This is a genomic window from Petrotoga halophila DSM 16923, from assembly GCF_002924615.1.
Map to the genome: position 1 here is coordinate 1 of NZ_JALY01000211.1, position 19,572 is coordinate 19,572.

A 19,572-nucleotide genomic window follows, 5' to 3' on the forward strand; every position below is an offset into this window, starting at 1 on the left:
GCTTCTCGCCCATGAACTTTTCTCCCATCATTATCATTCTTGCAACCCAAAAAAAGATTATATCAAATCCAGTGACTAACAAATCGGTTGGATAAAATTTTTTAAGATCTTCCGTTTTTTCGGGCCATCCTAGGGTAGAAAAAGGCCAAAGAGCAGAAGAAAACCACGTATCTAGTACATCCTCATCTTGTTTTAGATCCCGAGAGCCACATTTTTCACACTTTTTAATGTCTTCGACGGATACATTCACATGCCCACAGTTTTGGCAATACCAAGCGGGGATTCTATGTCCCCACCAAAGCTGCCTTGATATACACCAATCCCTTATTTCATACATCCAGTTAAGATACACTTTTTCCCATCTTTCGGGGTAAAATTTTATTTCATCATTTTCCACTACTTGTATTGCTTTTTCTGCTAAGGGTTTCATTTTCACAAACCATTGATCCAAAAGAAGAGGTTCTATAACGGTGCCACATCTGTAACAATGACCGACTGAATGAGTATAATCTTCCTCTTTTTCTAATAATCCCTCTTTTTTCAAGTCTTCGACTATTCTTTCCCTAGCTATATACCTATCTAATCCAGCGTACTTGCCGCCATTTTCGTTTATCTTTGCATTTTCGTCTATAATTTGTATTCTTTCCAAGTCATGCCTTAAACCAATTTGGTAATCATTTGGATCATGGGCAGGTGTAACCTTGACGACACCTGTACCAAAGTTTGGGTCTACGTAAGGATCCGCTATAATTTTCAGTTTCCTTCCGACAATTGGCAAAATAGCGATTTTTCCAACCAAATTTTTATACCTTTCATCTGAAGGATTAACAGCGAGAGCTGTATCTCCTAACATAGTTTCAGGTCTAGTGGTTGCTACAGTTACATAATTTTGAGTATTTTCAAGACGATATTTTATATACCAAAGTTTGCCTTTTTCTTCGCTGTGTTCAACCTCATCGTCTGCCAGGACGGTTCCACAGGAAGGACACCAATTTACTATATATTTTCCTTTGTATATTAAACCTTCATTGTACAAAGAAACGAAGACCTTTCTTACCGCTTGGTTGAGCCCTTCATCTAAAGTGAATCTTTCTCTACTCCAATCGACAGAGGCTGCCAATGCTTTTATCTGTTCACGTATGTGATTACGATATTTGTTTGCCCAATCCCAAGTAATTTTTAAAAATTCTTCTCTAGTATAATCTTCTCTTCTTTTACCTTCTTCTTTTAAAAGATATTTTTCAACAACATGTTGTGTTGCTATCCCCGCATGATCTTCTCCGGGTATCCAAACTGTTTCCTTCCCTTTCATTCTATTGTATCTCACAGAAATATCCTGAAGAACGATATTTAAAGCATGACCAATATGTATTTTGCCAGTTATATTTGGAGGCGGAATTACTATACTGAACTTATCGTTTCCTTGTCTTGGCTCAAAGGAATGGGATTCTTCCCAAATCTTATACCATCTATTTTCAAGTTCGTGTGGCATATATCTTTTTCCAATATCCATTAATGCGACCTCCTAAATTTTTGATGAATGGTGTCAATCTAATTTTACACTCTATGCTTTATTAAATCAAAGATTGAATTTATTCCTTATCTTCTTTATTGTCATTTGTAACTACTTGATTTTTCTCTTCGTTTTCTACATCAACGGAAGGAGGAAGTTCACTTTTTTTGATTTTCCTTCTGTTCCTTCTGAATAAAGCAAAAGGAAAATTGATTTCTCTTCTTTTAAACAAAGCTGCTTCGGGTGAGAATATTCCTTTATATCTAATGGGCTTTTCCATTGCCTCAACTTCAGTTAATAGAATAACAGATATGATCCTTAATATGAATCCTATAATAAAAATCAATTGAATCCCATGATAGGGGTCCCCCATAAAATGAATCTCTATATTTTTTAGATGATTTGCTAAGAGACCTCCACTCAACGACCCAAAAATTGCTGCGATCCCGGCAACGAAAGAGTTGGCTGCGATATAATTTTCGGATGGCTCTTTGGATATTTCTAAGAGTAGGTTAAAAATTGCTAAGTTTATCGCCGACCAAGCGAAGGCTGCAAAAATCGCATTTAATAATTCGATACTCCTATAATTCGTTGTATTCATTAAAAAGTACATCAACGGACTGAAAGTTGACAACAAAATCCCCAGACTTAGAACATTTTTACTACCAAACCTATCTGCTACTATACCATAAAACAAATATAAAAAAATAGAGATAACACTAGTTATTATTCCCATATTCCCAAGAAATTGATAATTTATATTCAAAATCGCCACTTCATAATAGGCAAAATAAGGCCTTGCAAATTCTATGGCAAAACTCCAAACAAACATAAAAAGGAGAAAATTTTTAAAGTTTCTATCTTTAAAGGGTGCAAAAATGTTTAGGTTAACGGAGTGATTTTTTTCGCTTTCTTCTGGAAACTCATGTTTCATCAGCAAAAGAGCTGAAAGAACAGAGAAAAATGCCATAAAACTTGTAACCAACAAGAGTCCTGTTTTAAAATTTGGAAATTCTAAAAACATAGAATAAAGATACATCATAATTATACCAGTTATGGAAGCGAAAATATTACGAAGTCCAAAATATTTACCTCTTTGTTCAAAGGGAACTACGCTTCTAATCAAAACTGTCCAAGTGTTGCCCGCGAATGTTCCGAAAAAAGAAAATAAAAGAATAATAATTAACATAATGTACTCAGATCTCACATCAAAAAAGATGAAAATGGGTAATAAAACAAATAAAGTTCTCGATATAAACGCATTTATTATTAAGCTTTTCTTCTTGGAACCAATGAATTGGTTTATTCGTGAAGAGAAAATCTGAAACATCTGTGCTATAATAGGAAAAGAGGTCATTATTGATATAAAAAGAGGAGATGCGTTAAAGTATAGAGCAAGAGTCGTAAAAATAAACCCTTGTGTACCGATAAAAAACGCGTTGTATGAACCTGCCTCTAAGATAGAGAGAAACCTTGTTTTTGCATATTTTGCCATATTTATTTTTCTCCTTGCTACTATATTTATTTTTTTGTTTTTGAAGTGTAGTCGTTTGAAAATATATTATAATTCACCAATGAAAAATAAAGTTTACTTTCTAATTTAATAAATGTTATTTTTGTCTTTGAATGAAATTCGCCTTGAATCGTTTTTAAATTTGAGAGGTGATAATATTGAATGAACACCATCCATATGTAATTTGGGCAAGAAAAGTGATAGAAGCATATGTAAAAGAAAAAAGAAAAATAGATTTTGATGAAACTCTTCCAAAGGATTTATTTAACAAAAAAAGAGGTTGTTTTGTGAGTCTTCACAAAAGCTCTGGAGAATTGAGAGGTTGTATTGGTACCATTATGCCCGTTTACGATAATTTAATCATGGAGATAAGAGAAAATGCGATCGCTGCTGCAACAAGTGATCCACGGTTCCCTCCTCTTTCGCCAAAGGAATTAGACGATCTAGTTATTTCTGTTGATGTTCTATCGGATTTAGAAAAAGTTAACGATATTAATGAGCTAGATCCTAAAATCTTTGGAATAGTTGTTAAAAGTGGTTACAAAAGAGGGGTTCTTCTGCCTGATCTAGAAGGAGTTAATACCGTGGAAGAACAATTGAGAATAGTAAAATTAAAAGCGGGCATTTATAAAAATGAACCAATAGAAATATACAAATTTACTGTGGAGAGGTTTTTTTAAAATAATAGAGGTGAAGTAAATGAAAATTAATTCCTTGTTTTATGAGGAATTTAAAGATGATATTTTGAAATGTACCTTATGTCCTCACCAATGTATATTATATCCTGGCAAAACAGGGATATGTGGGGTTAGGCAAAATATAAAAGGCGAGATGTATTCATTAAATTATGGGGACGTTACCAGTATAGCTCTTGATCCAATAGAAAAAAAACCACTTTTTCATTTCCATCCTGGAGAAAAAGTGCTTTCTCTGGGGACTTGGGGCTGTAATTTAAAGTGCCCTTTTTGTCAAAATTACGAAATTGCTCATCTGAAACCTGAATGTCAAAAGAAAATATATCCTAAAGCTATCCCATCTTTAATGGAAAACTATGGCGTTCAAGGTGTTGCATATACATATTCGGAACCAATAGTTTGGTACGAATTCGTTTTAGATTCATCAAGGGAAGTTAAATATGCTAATCCGGACAACTACAATGTTTTAGTAACGAACGGATTCATAAACGAAAAACCCTTGAGACTTATGCTACAATATATTGACGCGATGAATATAGATTTAAAAGTATTCGACATTATGAATTATATGAAAATATTAAAAGGAGCATTAGAACCTGTTAAAAAAACAATAAAAATAGCCTATGAAGAAGGTATTCATACCGAAGTAACAACATTGGTAGTTCCCAAAGTAAACGATAATTTGGAAGAACTAGAAGAAGAGTTTTCTTGGATAGCAAACATTTCTAAAGATATCCCACTTCATATATCACGATATTTTCCTGCATATAAATATAACGAGCCACCGACAGATATCAGCTTTTTAGAAAAAACTTATAAGCTTGCAAAAAAATATCTCAATTTTGTATATCTTGGTAACATTTTGTCTTCAACATACGAAAATACTTATTGTCCAAATTGTGGAACACTCCTTATTCAAAGAAAAGGATACGACATAAAAATTGAAAATCTAAATAAAAACGGAGAGTGTAAAAATTGCGGCAGAAAAATATGCGTAGTTTGAGAGTATATCTGTATATAGCTGCTGTTGGTGTAGGTATATTTTTATTATCTTTGTTATTATTTTCTAAACCCAACTCAGTTTACGAAGAAGAAGAGTTCCCGGTGCTTGGCACCATTGTAAGGGTAAAAGTAGCAGGGGATAAAGTATCTTCAAATGTTTTATTGAACACAGCAGAACAAGAGTTGTATAGATTACACAACAAATTTAGTCCCAACGTCGAAGGTAGTATAGTCCAAAAATTAAATACTGATAGAAAAGTTGAAGTCGACGAAGAGGGATTATTTTTATTTCAAGCTACCTACAATTATGCAGTAATAACAGGTGGAACTTTCGACCCCACTGTGAGGCCCCTACTTAAATTATGGGGATTTGATGATATAAATTCTTCCAAAAAAGTTCCAACCCAAGAAGAAATAAATGAAGCATTAGAAAATGTTGATTACAGATTCATAAAAATCGACGAAGAAAAGAGAGAAATTTCAATACTAAAAGATGGTGTCGAAGTGGACTTAGGAGGAATAGCTAAAGGATATGCAATTGATTTAGTCATACAAAAAATTAAGGAAATAGATCCTGGGGCTACAGGTTTTGTCGATGCTGGTGGAGATATCGGTATAATAGGTCCAAAGTTTGGAGAACTTGCCTGGGTTATAGGGATAAGGGATCCTTTTTCACAAGATGCTTTAAAATCCATAGATACAATTTATTTAGCAAGCGGTGCGGTGGCTACATCTGGAGATTACGAAAGATTTTTTGTCCAAGACGGTAAAAAATATCATCATATCTTAGACCCAGAAGATGGATACCCAGCAAGAAATGCATCCAGTGTGACTGTGGTAGCAGAAAAAGCAATGATAGCGGACGTCTTTTCTACGGCTCTTTTCGTTTTAGGATACGATAACCCTGCCTTAGATTATTTCACGGATTTTGGCATTCAAGCTTTGGTTATATCCCCAACGGGAGAAAGCACCGAGACCAATGGTTTTGACTATTTTCGGGAGAAAATGTGATAATCAATGAAATTCACTAAGAAAAATGATCTATACTTACTTTTAGTAGTAATATTGTTAGTTTTAGTGATGATTTTTATGAACGCTTATCCAAAAAAAGGGATAAATGGTGCAGAAGTTTACTTAAAAAGGGAAAAGATTTTGCAAATAACTAAGGAAGGCACTTACAGTATAAAAAACGATGAAGGTGAGTTATTGATGAATGTAGAATACATAGATCAAAAAGTTAGAGTTACCGATTCATCATGTCCTTTGAAAGTTTGTGAAAATACAGGATGGGTAGAAAATCCTAATCAACCAATTATTTGTATTCCAAATGAAATAATTGTTAAACCATTAGGTACCGAAGATGACACGGGGATCGATATCTATACATGGTAAAAAGAACAAAAACAATATCTCATATAGCGATTTTAACAGCATTAGCCTCAGCAATTTACTATGTTGAATCCTTTTTACCCATGCCTGTTTCTGTGCCAGGTGCCAGATGGGGATTTTCTAACTTTCCTTTGTTGTTGTCTGTAGTAAGTGGAATTAGCGTTACTAATACCTTGTACATAGCCCTTTTAAAAACGTTGCTTGGTTCAATACTAAGTGGCAGATTTTTATCTCCCATGTTTTGGATGGGATTAGGTGGTTCACTGGCCAGTGCTTTATTTATGTCCTTATCCTTCAAATTTACCAATAAATTTGGGATCTTAGGGATTAGTGAAATAGGAGCCTTTTTCAGCAACGCTGTACAATTAATAATCGCCAGTCTTTTTATTGTTAAATCACCTAATATTTTTTGGTATTTCCCTTACATGCTTTTTTTTGGTATATTAACGGCATTTATAAACGCAACAATTGTGAACTATATTTTAAGGAGTGTCAACCTTGATAGATTCAAAAGTTGAAATAGTTTTAGGATCCTCATCCCCTCGAAGACAAGAGCTTTTAAAATTAATAACAAAAAATTTTACGATTAGAACAGCTAATATTGATGAAACTTATAACTCTACAACACCTTCTGAAATTGTACAAGAAATTTCATATAAAAAAAGTAAAAATATTGAAATTTCAGTGGGAGAGCTTCTAATAACGGCTGATACTATAGTAACTTTGGATGGAAAAATATTTGGAAAGCCTCACAATTACAATGAAGCTTTCCACATGCTTAAAACCTTATCAAATAAAACTCATTGCGTTTACACAGGAATAACTTTAAGATCAATGGAAAAATTTTCTTCTTTTTATGAAGTTTCGAAGGTGACTTTTTATAAATTGGATGAAGAAGTAATAAATTTTTATATAAGTAATAACAATGTCTATGACAAAGCGGGAGCTTATGCTATTCAAGATTTCGCTGCTGTTTTTGTAAAAAAAATTGAAGGTGATTACTATAACATAATGGGCCTACCTCTAGCAAAATTATATTGGCAATTGAGACAAATGTTCGCAACCTTATAAAATTATTTCAAATATTCCAAAAATTTCTATTAAAAGCCGAAAAGGAGAAAATAATGGAAGATGAACTAAAACCAAGAGAGAAACTAGAAAAATATGGGCCACAATCTCTCAAAGACGAAGAACTTATAGCCATAATCCTAAGACATGGAGTTAAAAATTATAACGTATTTGATGTTTCTGAACAGATATTAAAAAAATATAAAACATTGAGTCAATTGGTCGATATATCACTTGAAGAAATCTCAGAAGAAAAAGGAGTAGGAAAGGTTGGCGCAATAAATCTAAAAGCTGCATTAGAAATAGGGAAAAGATATCACCTTCAAAAATTGCGTCAAAAGTACCAAAAGGTAACATCTCCAGAAGAAGCATACCATGTTTGTGAGGACATGATATATCTAACCAAAGAAACAGTGAGAGCTATTTTTTTAGATTCTAAACTTCACATCATAACTATTAAAGACATTTCCAATGGAACGGTAAATATTTCAATTGCTCACCCACGAGATATTTTTAAAGAAGCTATAATGTACAACGCAGTGTCCTTCATTTTAGTACATAATCATCCATCAGGGGATCCCACACCAAGCATGCATGATAGAGACATAACGAAAAAAATCATGGAATCTGGTGAGATCTTAGGTATAAACATGAACGATCATATAATAATTGGTAAGGATTCTTATTTCAGTTTCTCTTTGGATAGGAGTGAAAAAATTGACTGATAAAAATGAAAATAATAATGCGGAAGATAGATTGCGAAATTTATACAAAATAAAAGAAGAAATCGAAAAAGAATTAGAAAAAAAGGGCATAAGAATACCTGATACACATCAGAAAAGGAAAACGAGTAAAACCATATATAAAGCTGACTATGAAATAGAAAAATTAAGCGTTTCTATAAACAATATAAATAATTGGTTTGATTTGATAATTTACGATATAGATCTATCGAACGAAAAACTATCGTATTTTTTTGAACTAAGGTTAAGTAACAAATCTCTTCAAGAATATTCGAATCAATTTGGATTGATGCACCTATTCAGAAACGATTTTCAAAAAGCCGAAGGTTTTTTTGAAAGAAAGAAAGATATAAACTCTAAGATAAACAAAGGTTTTTTGAAAATAATGCGGGATGACGAAGACGCAAATAAATATTTCACGGAACTAATCAGTACACATCCAAAAAATGGTTTAGTTTATTTAACCCTCAGCCTATTCTTTCTAAAAAGGAAAGATTTTTACAACGCATATAAAATGATTAAATTGTCTAATTCCTTTTTAGATTATTCATTTATAAACATGGGACTGAGCGCTTACGAAAAAGATTTTCAAAAATCTTTATCCTTTTTATCAAAAGCTTACCTTGAGGGGAGAGCAAAAAGGGTTGTAAATTTGATAAACTATTATGTAAGTCTATTTATTTCTGATTCGGAAAAGGCCTTCTCTACCTTTGCTCTCTTGAAAGAAGATAAAACTCCATGTATAAACTGCATCAAAACTTTATCGAACTCTGAAAAGGTAGAACCTCCGAGTTATTGTCCTTTTTACGAAAGAATACAATTTCAAACTGGTAATCCTAAACCTTACAAGGCAGAAGATTCAGAACTTTACGAACTATTACTCTACAAATATTATCAAGAAAAAGATATACAGCAATTTAATTCGTATGCAAAAAAAATTGAACGTTATTTCAACAATGTACCACTAATATTTTTATCTTCGACGGAAACCACTTCTAAAAAATTTATAACGGATTTATTTACACAACACAAAACGGGAGTCAAGATCAATTTAAAGGGCCCCAACTATTATGACAATCTAAACAAAACGACAACAGATCTTAAAAGGAAGTACCAAAAGAACTTCATATTCTTTTTAGATCTACCCTTTTATGAAGCGTTGAGACTATTATTTGGTTGGAGGATATGCCAATATCTGTATGTATAGGTCGGAACGGGGTGAAGGGGCGTTAACAAACAATTTTTAGAATTTCTAAAGTTTTACATCATACATATTATGCGAGGAGTGATAACAAATCTTTTTACCCTCAGTATCAGTAATATTAGTTTGCAGAAATGAAGAAAAAACGATCGAGCATGCGTTAAATTCTTTAATCAATCAGACAAGAAAGCCGGATGAAATAATTGTTGTTGATGGTCAATCGACGGATAGAACTGTTAGTATAATAGAGAAATTTGCTGAAAAAATTAATAATATAAAAATCATTACGAATGTAAAAAAATATACCCCTTACGGTTTAAATTTAGGGATCAAAAATAGTAAGGGGAATTTTGTTTTTATAGCAGGTTCCCATACAGAATTCGATAAAAAATATGTGGAATATAGTGTTGACTTTTTGATGAAACATCCAGAAGCGAGTGCAGTTGGAGGGGTGTCTTTGGCTACCCCTGTTAATGCTAAAAGTTGTTTACAAAAATCGATGGCTTTCTCGTATTCTTCCCCTTTTGGTACTGCAGCTAGGCATAGGTATCAAGTGAAAGAACCACTAGAAGTTGATACTGTTGCATATGCATGTTATAGAAGAAAAGTTTTTGATACAGTAGGATATTTTAATGAAAGACTTTTAAGAAATCAAGATATCGAGTTTAATTATAGGATGAGGAAAAAGGGTTTAAAAATCTTTTTATTACCAATAACAAATAATTATTATGTTCCACATGGGTTGGGGGATTTTATAAAAAAGAATTTTTCAAATGGTTTTTGGAATTATATAACTCTTAAAATATCTCCTCATGGGATTTCCTTTAGACATTTCATTCCTCTTATTTTCGTAGTTTATCTTATTTGCTTATTCTTAGTTCTAGTTCTGTCAAAAAATATTGTTTTTAATATTATTTTAGCGATCCCGTTTTTCATATATTTGTTATTAGACACATTATTTTCATTAAAGTATGCTATAAAAGAGAAAAATGTCTTATTGTTATTTTGTAGTTTGTTTATGTTTTTGCTTTTGCATATTTCATATGGTTTAGGGACATTTTGGAGTATAATTAAATCAATCCTCTTTACCAAAGGTGAGAAAGTATAAATTTTAAAAAGTTGTAGGTGAATCCAATTTGTTAGCTATAAAATTTATAAGCTCTTTTGTCTTATCGGTTATTTTAGTTCCCATTATGATAAGAATTGCAAAAAAATACAATATCGTTGATAGGCCTGACAATAGATTGAAAGTTCATAAGGCTCCCATTCCTTATTTGGGTGGTGTTGCTATATTTCTTTCAATCTTACCCTTTTATTATAATGATATCGGTTTTATAATTCCAGCCAGTATTTTAACTTTTATTGGGCTTTACGATGATATTAAGAGCGTTTCTCCTTATGTTAGATTATTTGCCGAGTTTATTGTTGTCTCAATGGCAATATATTTTGTCGGAGGAATTATTCAACCTTTTCAGTTTTTTATTTTGGTATTAACTGGGATGGCTTTAGTTAACGGAGTAAATATGGTTGATGGAATGGACGGAGTCTGTGCTGGAACGGCAATAGTGAGTTTGTTATTCTTTTCTTTGATATCCAAAAATTACGAACTGTTGATCTTTGCTTTTGCTATTTTGGGGTTTTTATTGTACAATTTGCCACCAGCCAAAATCTTTCTTGGTGATGCGGGTTCTTATCTTTTGGGTTTTGTTTTGTTTTATTCCTTTTCCTTTCTATCCGGAAGGTCTGGTAGAGGGGGTTATTTCATTTCGTTAATTATCACTGGGTTTTATTTTACTGATTTGGCTTATGCTGTGATAAGACGTTTACTTAGCAAAAAATCTCCTTTTTTAGGGGATAAAGAACATATTTATGATAAAATTCGAAAAAAATATAAAATAAAACCATTGTTTGTGGCATTAGTTACATATATTATTTCCGTGGTTTTTGGTATGATAGGATTAATTACTTGGGATTTTCAAATAATTGGTGTTATAATTGTATTGGTATTATTTATATTTATAGGTTATTATTTTAAATTGTACAAATATGACTGATTGAAGGATTGACCATATCAAAAAAATTTTAAAGTTTTATGTAAAAGAGGTGTTGTGATGATAATTTTAAAAGGTAATTATGGTGATTATATGAAACTTCGGCCTCTATCAGTAAAAAAAATTTTCTTAGACGAGTCGATGTTGAGAAACAATAAAGATCCTGATATTTACGAGAAATATATTTATGAAGTGGAAGGAAGGTTTGGAAATTACAAATGGTTTAATAACGAATTCAATTTGGATGAAATGAGGAAACGCCCCGAACGGGGTCAAGGAAAGGGAAAATTGGATAACCTCACCTTTGATATAGAATATATCCCGTTGATATTGACAATCTTAAGGATTAATACTTTTTTTAAGTCAAAAAAGAAGAGTATAATTTCTGTTCTTTCTTCTGATCATGAAAACCAAACTTCGGAGATAATTTCAGAGGAGTCATTTATATATTCTTTGAATGAAAGCAATAATTTATCTTTTTTATTTTTAAGAAAAATAGGTAAAGGTTTAATCGAGCATCATTTAATTTTCACTAATAACTATGGAGATCATTTTGATATGTATATAGAAAGTGATCGCAAGAGCATAGAAAGTTTTTATAAAAACCTGTTGAACGAAACAAATAATTTTCGGGTAGCTATACTTCCAAATATTGCTCAGAAAATCTCTCCATTTTATGAAAAAATAATTGAGAAAATTGCGATCGTTAATTATGAAAATGTCAACAATATTACGGATGACTTTTTTTCTCTGTATAATCTCAATCCGAAAGAATTTCTGAAAAATTCTGAACCTCGGCAAGAATTAGAGAGGTATACAAATTATTTGTTTAATGGGAAAAATGATGAAGAAGAGGATTATTCCTTCGATGATGATATAGACGATGTCGATATTGATTTTACTATAAAGAATATGGAAGATATAGAAGATGAGCTAAAAGATATTGCACATTTGCAAAACAGTGATCAATTTTTAGGAAACTCTTACTACTATAATGAATCGTATGATTTGTTCATTGAAATGGAAGAGGAGTTTATGGATTTAATGGATCATATAATTTTCGACGAAAATTTGAAAAAACGAGATAGAGAGTACTATTTAGAAAAAATAAAGAGCATGATAAACGAAGTATCTGTAATATTTCAAGATTTAAAAGAAAAGAAAGAGTTTGAAAGAGAACTTTTATTAGATATGGTAAATGCTTATGGAATTGAGCAAATTACTGATAAAAAAGATTTAATTTCTGAAATTTTTGAAGAGATAGATTTGACTACTGATCTAAACGAAATATATGAAATCTCGGAGGATAAGATTTTGAACGATTATAAAAATTGGTATAAGGATCTAATATCTAAGAAAGGTAAAAGCATGAAGGAAGTCACTAACAACTAATATCAAAAATAATACCCGGTTTGGTAATCCACCAAACGGGGTATTATTTTGAGCCTCTCAAAGTCCTAAATGCGTAAAGTATCTATCAATATAGTTATATTTTAAAATATTTCTCCTTTTCCAAGCTTGTAGTCTACCAATTTCATTTTTCTTATTATTGGTATATCGTAAGGACATCTTTCTTCACATATCCCGCATGCTGTACAATCTTTGAAGGTCTTATTGAGTTTGGAATAAGCCATTTTAGCTTCGTTTTGGTTTCCAAACCAGAACGCCAATCTTTCTCTGAGTGCATAATCTGGAGCTTCATGGGGTTGATAATCCCTCATTTGTCTATCGTACCATCCCTCGTACTCAAACACTTTCATAATTTCTATATCTTCTGGGCAAGGCAAGCATTTTCCACATTGTCTACAGACATAATTTCCAAGTTCTGGGGCACGATAATACAGATTTTCTATAGATTTTTTTGGTAAAGGTTTAAAGTTTTCAGCTACATGAATATCTTTTCTTAACATGTCTTCGGAGTTTGCTCCTACGACCATTACATCTAAATCTTGAGTTAAAGCATATTTTAATGCATCGTAAGTAGACCTGTAAAGATAACCATCTGCAAAAGCCTTCATACCAACAATTCCCATGTTCTTTGATCTTGCAAAAGGAATGACTTCTTGATAAGTACTCGGAAAATTAAAGATATCTAAGTAGTTAAAACCTGTCATTAGAACATCTAAGTCTACTGTTTTTATCAGTTTAAGTGCATAATTCCCCAAACCATGGAAAGATACACCAATAGCTCTTATAATACCCTCTTTTTTAGCTTGAAATAGATAATCTAAGGCCGAATCTTTTTTCAATAAGGCTTCAACATCTTCCTGAGTGGTAACATGGTGGAGAAACAAAATATCTAAATGATCAGTATTCAGGTTCTTTAAGGTTCTTTCTACGAAGTGTTGAGCATTTTTCTTATCTCGAGCATGGCATTTGCTAGCAAGAATTACTTGATTTCTTCTGTCTTTCAAGGAATATGAAATTTTCTTTTCAGATTCACCATCTCCGTATTCAGCAGCAGTTTCAACGTAATTACCGCCTGACATTATATAAATATCCATTAATTTTGAAACATCATCCTTTGAAATTTCCAACATATGAAACCCGCCTAATCCCAAAAGAGAAACCTCAAACCCAGTTTTTCCAAGGATTTTTTTCTCCATAAGATCACCTCCATAATTTTGGATCAAGTTAATTCATTTCTTACTTGTTTTAAAAACAATCTTATAGGTATATGCTGTGGGCATTCTTCTTCACAATCCCCACATTCCTCACAAATAGAAGCATCTATACCCTGCTTTATGAAAGATTGATATCTTTCTTTTGCCTCTAGTAAGTTATCAAATATATAACCTTCATTGTAAATGCTAAAAATTGAAGGAATAGGTATGCCATTTTTGCAAGGAACACAATAATTACATCCAGTACAATCTATCTTCGATTTACTTTTGTAAATATTTCTGACCCGTTCAATCGTCTTTAATTCTATTTCACTTAAGGAATTTGCATCTGAATCATCTGCTGATTTGAGATTTTCTATCACCTGTTCCATTGTAGACATTCCACTCAAAACAGTAGTTACCTCAGGATGGTTCCATACCCATCTTAACGCCCAGTACGCTGGTGATTTGATTTTATCTAAATTACTCAAGATTTCGACAGCTTCTTGAGGTAATTTGTTTGCCAATTTCCCACCTCTAATTGGTTCCATGATAATTACCGCCAGACCCTTTCTTTTCGCATACTTTAATCCGGCGATTCCTGCTTGAAAATGTGTATCAAGATAATTGTATTGTATTTGACAAAAATCCCAGTTATAAGAATCAACGATCTTTTTAAAGGTTTTGAAATCGTCGTGAAAAGAAAATCCGGCGAACTTTATCTTGCCTTTTCTTTTTGCTTCATCCAGAAAATTCAAAACGTTTAAATGAGAAATCTTATCCCATCTTTCTTTATCCAAAGAGTGCAAGAGATACATATCTATATATTCGGTATCAAGTTTTTTCAGCTGTTCATCTAAATATTTTTCAAAATCTTCGTACTTATTTGCCAACCAGACTGGATTTTTAGTGGCTAAGTAAACTTTTTCCCTGTAGCCATCTTTTAAAGCTCTTCCAACAAAGTATTCACTATTTCCTTGGTGGTAAGGATAAGCGGTATCAACATAATTTAGGCCGTTATCAATGGCATATCTAAGCATTTCTGTGGCCCTTTCTTCATCAATTTTTGAAGGATCGTCATTCAAAATGGGTAATCTCATACATCCAAAACCCAACGCGGAAAGCTTTACATCATACTTACCAAATTTTCTGTATTTCAAAGAAACACCTCCAATATATTATTATGATTAATCAACTTTGAAATTAATTCGACAGATAAACTTATTCTACTTTTATTATACCAAAAAAATTAAAAAACTCTTTTTTCATAAAAAGTAGAAACAATAAATTTGATTATGTTATAATAAAATACAGTAGAAGTAATTGAAAAAAATTTCATACTTATCTCCGAGGAGGTTTTTAAATGCTATCGGAAGGCATACTCAACTTTTTTTCAAGTACTGGATTTATAAATCTTTCATGGCCCCAACTTTTTATGATAGTTCTTGGATTGGTTATTATCTATTTTGCAATATCAAAACACGCAGAACCACTTCTTTTAATTCCATTGGGCTTTGGTATGGTTATAGCTAACATTCCCCCAGAATTAACAGGTATTCTTATGCCTCCTCAGAATGGTCAACCAGGTGGATTGTTGTGGTATATAAAATTGGGATTGGATACCGGAATTTATCCACCATTAATTTTTTTAGGTATCGGAGCATTAACTGATTTTTCATATTTGATCGCAAATCCAAAATTGATACTTCTGGGGGGAGCTGCACAGGTCGGGATATTTATTAGTTTTTTACTGGCAAGTTTTTTAGGTTTTGATCTTCATTCTGCTGCTGCAATAGGTATTATTGGAGGTGCTGATGGTCCAACTTCCATATACATAGCTTCTAAATTTTCTCCTGATTTATTACCTGTTATAGCGGTTGCAGCCTATTCTTATATTTCGCTTATCCCAGTACTACAGCCCTTTGTTTCAAAATTATTTACCTCTAAGAGGGAAAGAAAAATAAGAATGAGAAGGTTAAGAGAGGTTTCTAAAAAAGAAAGAATTATTTTTCCCCTAATAACAACTGTTGTAGTTACTTTGATGGTTCCCCAAGCGCTACCTTTAGTAGGAATGCTTATGTTGGGAAACTTATTGAAAGAATCGGGGGTAACCGGTAGATTAGCCGAAGCGGCCTCGCGTTACGTCCTAGACACAGTAACAATACTTTTAATGTTATCAGTAGGTGTTTCTGCTACAGCTGATATATTTTTGTCTTTGGTAACCTTAAAAATCATAGTGTTAGGCGCAATTGCTTTTATAGTTGCGATGGCAAGCGGAATAGGATTCGCAAAATTGATGAATTTGTTCGCGAAAGAGAAAATTAATCCATTGATTGGTGCGGCAGGTGTTTCGGCGGTTCCTGATTCAGCTCGTGTAGCCCAACATATTGCTCAAGAGACTGATCCAGGTAATTTTATTTTAATGCATGCAATGGGGCCAAATGTTGCTGGAGTAATAGGTTCAGCAATAGCTGCTGGTCTATTTTTAAGTATACTATAATTTAGAGGAGGCAACATCAAATGCAAACCACTAAAAAACAGTTTAAAGTGATAATAAATTATAATTATTGTAAAAAATGTGGTATCTGTTCTTGGATTTGTCCCGTAAATGCTATAATAGAAGAAGAGTTTGGTAAGCCAGTTGTTCCAGATCCAGAAAAATGTACAGGTTGTTTGCAATGTGAACGAATGTGTCCCGATTTCGCGATAAGTATAAAACAAATAGGTCAATAAAATGAAGACTCTTTTTAGAAGAGGTGAACTTAATGGGAAAAATGCTCTTTTTACAAGGAAACGAAGCGGTTGGAATGGCTGCTATAAAAGCAGGATGTCGTTTTTTTGCAGGTTATCCGATTACACCATCAACCGAAATAGCCGAATACATGTCTAGAGAATTGCCAAAAGTTGGAGGAACTTTTATACAGATGGAGGACGAGCTCGGAAGTGCAGCTGCTATAATAGGTGCTTCCCTTGCAGGTGTAAAATCCATGACTGCTACTAGTGGTCCCGGATTTTCACTTATGCAAGAGGCTTTAGGATACGCCATTATGACAGAGGTGCCCTGTGTGTTTGTTGATGTTATGAGAGGTGGTCCAAGCACAGGACTTCCTACCAAGCCTTCTCAAGGAGATATAATGCAGATACGGTGGGGAACTCATGGAGATCACCAAATTATTGCGATATATCCTTCTACAGTGGAAGAAGTTTATACATATACTGTCACAGCGTTCAATTATGCAGAAAAATACAGAACACCGGTTATTTTGGTGTTAGATGAAACTTTAGCACATATGAGAGAAAACGTGTATTTCGATTACGAGAAAGAGAATCCACAGATTGTCGAAAGATTAAAGGAAATTGATCTAGGAGAAGAAGAATTATTTTTACCTTTTGATTTAGAGGAACAATTTGCGGTAAATCCATTAGTTGAAATGGGAAAAACAAGATTTCATGTTTCTGGCCTAGTTCATGATGAAAGTGGCTTTCCCATAAGAGATCCAAACACCATATCAAAAGTGATAGAACATTTGGATTCAAAAATTAGATTATCTGCCGAGGAAATTTCTATTTATAACGAATATATGCTACAAGATGCCGATATAGTAGTAGTTGCATATGGGAGCGTTGCTAGGAGTGCCTTGAAGGCGGTTAAACAAGCGAGATCAGATAAAATTCCTGTAGGGTTCTTTAAGCCTATCACTATTTGGCCCATGCCTACCTCAAGACTTAAATTAATATTTAAAAATGCTCAAAGTATAATCGTTCCAGAGATGAATACAGGCCAGTACGTTAAAGAGATGTCACGATTGAATAAATTGAACAAACATGTGGAATCTTTAACGAAAACTAGCGGTGAGTTGATTACACCCGATGAAATATTAGAAATAATTATGAAAATGTGGGTTCAGATTACGGAGATGTAAATAAAATGAATGTAAAATTGCCAGAAAAGTATCAACCAAAAATCAAGTCTGCTTATGTAAATCCAGGTATTACGCTTTTACTTGAAAACTTCACAAAAGAAGTTCTTTTTGATTTTGAAGTTATGATTAAAATTCATTTTGATCCATTCAAAGTACCAGATAATTTGTATAAATTCATAAAGATATGTAATTCATTCTCAATCTTCACGATAAAAAACATAGAAGAGACTAATTGCATAGAAGAACAAAAAGTAGAACTAAAAAGATTTCAAATGGAGATCGTAGTTGAAATTAATTACGAAACATTTCAAAAAGAGGAAAGCATAGTAGTATATGAGATAATTAAAAATTCTTCCACATTAGTAGGATCAATGCTTACAGATATCCTACTCAATTCCTCAAAAATAGCCAATGTCTTCAGGGCTTCCAAAATCATATTGGAAAAAAGTTATAAACCTGAAACGTCTATAGATGAAATGTTATATATAACTATGACAGCGATAACAGGCGGCTTTGCAGGAGGTTTTAATAGGGCTATCTTATTTGTTGAAGATAGTGGTGATTTCAAGGTCCATAGAGTTATTGGACCTGAAAGTGATAGAGAAGCTGACAAAACTTATGAAAAGTTTGAGACACTTGAGAGAAATATAGAATTATATTTGGTTCTATCACGAAAATAGTGGGTAATTAAGCTGGAGTTAAATTAAGTTTACCAAGGGCAATAAAGATAGTGATTTTTAAATTCTTTAATGTTTTAAAACCAAAAGCCCTTTTAGTAAATCCTCTAAGTTTAGAGTTCATACCTTCTATTTTACCGTTAGAGATATTCGTTTTTATGTGCAACAAGATACCTTCTATGTGATTTAAAAGAGTCTTAGCAGCTTTAATCATTTCGGGTATATTTGATTTCATTACCTTTTCATACCATCGTTTAAAATACTTAGCTGCATAAGAAGGTTTCTTGTAATCGAACATCTTTTTGAACTCAAGTACCAATCCGTAGGCTTGAACTGTATCAAGGTGTTGATATTCCATCAATTCATCGAGTCTAACTTTATCTTTCTTGGTAAGGTTGTTAGGATTTTTTAATAGCAAGTATTTTGTCCTTTTGAGTATCTCATGGTATTCTTTATTCTCTCTGGCTCTTACTTTATCAAGTTGGACACTTAATACATTAAGCACATGGAATTTGTCAAATACTATCTTTGCTTTTGGAAAATGTTTCCTGGCTCCAGCTTTGAAAGGTACCGACATATCCATGCATATGGACTTTATGTCTTTTGGATCACCGTTTTTTTCAGTGTATCTTTCTTTGAATGATAGGAAGGTTTCTGCATCTTTTCCATCAGCTATATGTACAACCTTTTCTCGTTCCACATCTAAGAAATTGGTTAGATATACATGATGCTTTTTCCTTGCTATTTCATCAACAGATAACGTTTTTATCGGTTCTTTTGAGAAATCTTGTTTTTCTAATTCCTTTGAAACGTAAAAGTCTAATATTCTCCACAATCTATTTTGGGTTGTATTATACTTTTTAGCTATCTCAGCAACCGTCATGTGATTGTACAACTCGAGAATAAACGCTTCAAACAATAAGGTGAATCCAGAGTTTTTTCGAGCCCAAGGAACCTCTACAGTCTTTGTCCCATCATCTGTTTTTATCCTAGGTACCCTAGCATGTATATATGTTTCATATTGGAATAAGTTTAAGTGTCTCCAACTTCTTTGAACCGTATCGTATGCACTGTAATATTTACCGTTGTATTCGAACTTTGCACCTTTTTTGAAATCCACATATATGTTGATTGTATTTCCTTGTTGCTCTATCTTTTCTATGTACCATGGATCTGTTATATTCAGTATCTGTT

20 protein-coding genes are annotated in these 19,572 nt (G+C 32.8%); 15 read left to right on the top strand and 5 right to left on the bottom strand.

What is annotated here, in order from left to right; genetic code table 11:
* Both AA81_RS10300 and AA81_RS10305 read right to left on the bottom strand, forming a co-directional pair.
* The coding region (locus AA81_RS10300; RefSeq protein WP_103898937.1) for a valine--tRNA ligase at positions 1-1,513 on the bottom strand (1,513 nt) is incomplete at its 3' end.
* 79 nt (positions 1,514-1,592) lie between these two features.
* A complete protein-coding gene (locus tag AA81_RS10305; RefSeq protein WP_103898938.1) occupies positions 1,593-3,008 on the bottom strand; it encodes an MFS transporter in 1,416 nt (471 codons plus the stop codon).
* Between the two features lie 176 nt (positions 3,009-3,184).
* Between AA81_RS10305 and amrA the strand changes: the two genes are divergently transcribed.
* The 11 genes from amrA to AA81_RS10360 all read left to right on the top strand — a co-directional run bounded on the left by amrA (position 3,185) and on the right by AA81_RS10360 (position 12,567).
* Complete coding sequence (amrA, locus tag AA81_RS10310; protein WP_103898939.1) at positions 3,185-3,706, top strand: AmmeMemoRadiSam system protein A; 522 nt, start codon at positions 3,185-3,187, stop codon at positions 3,704-3,706.
* Between the two features lie 19 nt (positions 3,707-3,725).
* Positions 3,726-4,724 carry an AmmeMemoRadiSam system radical SAM enzyme gene (amrS, locus tag AA81_RS10315; protein WP_103898940.1) on the top strand — a complete coding sequence of 333 codons (999 nt, stop codon included), beginning with the start codon at positions 3,726-3,728 and terminating at the stop codon, positions 4,722-4,724.
* Complete coding sequence (locus AA81_RS10320; RefSeq protein WP_103898941.1) at positions 4,697-5,734, top strand: FAD:protein FMN transferase; 1,038 nt, start codon at positions 4,697-4,699, stop codon at positions 5,732-5,734. Before amrS ends, AA81_RS10320 begins: the two co-directional genes overlap by 28 nt.
* Before the next feature lie 6 nt (positions 5,735-5,740).
* On the top strand, positions 5,741-6,115 hold the full coding sequence (locus AA81_RS10325; RefSeq protein ID WP_103898942.1) for a NusG domain II-containing protein: 375 nt from the start codon (positions 5,741-5,743) through the stop codon (positions 6,113-6,115).
* Positions 6,109-6,630 (top strand): Gx transporter family protein, encoded by a 522-nt coding sequence (locus tag AA81_RS10330; RefSeq protein WP_103898943.1) that lies wholly within the window; start codon positions 6,109-6,111, stop codon positions 6,628-6,630. The genes AA81_RS10325 and AA81_RS10330 overlap by 7 nt, the downstream gene beginning before the upstream one ends.
* Positions 6,611-7,183, top strand: a complete 573-nt coding sequence (locus AA81_RS10335; protein ID WP_103079002.1) for a nucleoside triphosphate pyrophosphatase — start codon at positions 6,611-6,613, stop codon at positions 7,181-7,183. The genes AA81_RS10330 and AA81_RS10335 overlap by 20 nt, the downstream gene beginning before the upstream one ends.
* Before the next feature lie 53 nt (positions 7,184-7,236).
* Positions 7,237-7,905, top strand: coding sequence for a RadC family protein (gene radC, locus AA81_RS10340; RefSeq protein ID WP_103079003.1), 669 nt, complete (start codon positions 7,237-7,239; stop codon positions 7,903-7,905).
* Positions 7,898-9,130, top strand: coding sequence for a tetratricopeptide repeat protein (locus AA81_RS10345; protein ID WP_103898944.1), 1,233 nt, complete (start codon positions 7,898-7,900; stop codon positions 9,128-9,130). Before radC ends, AA81_RS10345 begins: the two co-directional genes overlap by 8 nt.
* Positions 9,131-9,218: 88 nt before the next feature.
* Entirely contained in the window at positions 9,219-10,232 is a 1,014-nt protein-coding gene (locus AA81_RS10350) for a glycosyltransferase family 2 protein (protein WP_103898945.1), read from the top strand.
* A gap of 28 nt (positions 10,233-10,260) precedes the next feature.
* Positions 10,261-11,178, top strand: a complete 918-nt coding sequence (locus AA81_RS10355) for a glycosyltransferase family 4 protein (protein ID WP_103898946.1) — start codon at positions 10,261-10,263, stop codon at positions 11,176-11,178.
* 57 nt (positions 11,179-11,235) lie between these two features.
* Positions 11,236-12,567, top strand: a complete 1,332-nt coding sequence (locus tag AA81_RS10360; RefSeq protein WP_103898947.1) for a hypothetical protein — start codon at positions 11,236-11,238, stop codon at positions 12,565-12,567.
* 101 nt (positions 12,568-12,668) lie between these two features.
* Here the strand turns inward: AA81_RS10360 and AA81_RS10365 are convergent, their stop codons facing one another.
* Together AA81_RS10365 and AA81_RS10370 are read right to left on the bottom strand one after the other, a co-directional pair.
* Complete coding sequence (locus AA81_RS10365) at positions 12,669-13,781, bottom strand: aldo/keto reductase (protein ID WP_103898948.1); 1,113 nt, start codon at positions 13,779-13,781, stop codon at positions 12,669-12,671.
* 23 nt (positions 13,782-13,804) lie between these two features.
* Positions 13,805-14,938 carry an aldo/keto reductase gene (locus tag AA81_RS10370; RefSeq protein ID WP_103079009.1) on the bottom strand — a complete coding sequence of 378 codons (1,134 nt, stop codon included), beginning with the start codon at positions 14,936-14,938 and terminating at the stop codon, positions 13,805-13,807.
* Between the two features lie 203 nt (positions 14,939-15,141).
* Between AA81_RS10370 and AA81_RS10375 the strand changes: the two genes are divergently transcribed.
* From AA81_RS10375 to AA81_RS10390, 4 genes are read left to right on the top strand one after another with little or no spacing between them, the layout of a single operon-like run.
* The gene (locus AA81_RS10375; RefSeq protein WP_103079010.1) at positions 15,142-16,278 is read left to right on the top strand and encodes a sodium ion-translocating decarboxylase subunit beta; all 1,137 of its coding nucleotides are present in this window, start codon (positions 15,142-15,144) and stop codon (positions 16,276-16,278) included.
* A 20-nt stretch (positions 16,279-16,298) separates the two neighbouring features.
* Positions 16,299-16,511 (top strand): 4Fe-4S dicluster domain-containing protein, encoded by a 213-nt coding sequence (locus AA81_RS10380; RefSeq protein WP_103079011.1) that lies wholly within the window; start codon positions 16,299-16,301, stop codon positions 16,509-16,511.
* Positions 16,512-16,543: 32 nt separating this feature from the next.
* Complete coding sequence (locus AA81_RS10385) at positions 16,544-17,701, top strand: 2-oxoacid:acceptor oxidoreductase subunit alpha (RefSeq protein ID WP_103898949.1); 1,158 nt, start codon at positions 16,544-16,546, stop codon at positions 17,699-17,701.
* A gap of 5 nt (positions 17,702-17,706) precedes the next feature.
* On the top strand, positions 17,707-18,381 hold the full coding sequence (locus tag AA81_RS10390) for a hypothetical protein (protein ID WP_103898950.1): 675 nt from the start codon (positions 17,707-17,709) through the stop codon (positions 18,379-18,381).
* Positions 18,382-18,388: 7 nt separating this feature from the next.
* Here the strand turns inward: AA81_RS10390 and AA81_RS10395 are convergent.
* A partial coding sequence (locus AA81_RS10395) for an ISL3 family transposase (RefSeq protein ID WP_103898951.1) occupies positions 18,389-19,572 on the bottom strand: 1,184 nt, incomplete at its 5' end.